This window comes from Campylobacter sp. 2018MI10, assembly GCF_018501175.1.
Classification (GTDB): domain Bacteria; phylum Campylobacterota; class Campylobacteria; order Campylobacterales; family Campylobacteraceae; genus Campylobacter_E.
Window position 1 is genome coordinate 1 of the sequence record NZ_JAHCZD010000094.1, and the last position, 438, is coordinate 438.

At 34.7% G+C, this 438-nt stretch carries 1 protein-coding gene; it reads right to left on the reverse strand.

The genetic code is table 11. The features are described from left to right. Positions 1 to 377, reverse strand: a 377-nt coding sequence (locus tag KJR01_RS09820; protein ID WP_214119059.1) for a single-stranded DNA-binding protein, incomplete at its 3' end; no start/stop codon positions are given. Positions 378 to 438: the final 61 nt, after the last annotated feature.

A 438-nucleotide genomic window follows, 5' to 3' on the forward strand; every position in this document is an offset into this window, starting at 1 on the left:
TAATTGTTGTTTGAAAAGCTATTATTGCCAAAATTTCCGCCTTGTTGTGGAGCATTGGAATTGCCAAGCATTTCCATATTTTCAACTTGAATGCTATGTTTAGAGCGATTTTGTCCATTTTGATCACTCCATCGTTCAAATCTCAAACGTCCTTCTATGAGTACTTTTGAACCTTTTGTAAGGTATTGGTTTGCAACTTCTGCGGTGCGACCATAAAAGCTTATATCAATAAAGCAAGTTTCTTCTATTTGTTCTCCATTTGCGTTAAATCTTCTTGTTACTGCTATAGCGGAAGCTCCAATAGCACTACCGCTTTGTGCATAACGCATTTCTATATCTCGTGTAAGATTTCCAACCAAAACAACTTTGTTAAACATCTTTTTCCTTACTGAATTTCAGGAGGATCTAAATGTTTATTTTCTTTTTTAGATTGCTTAA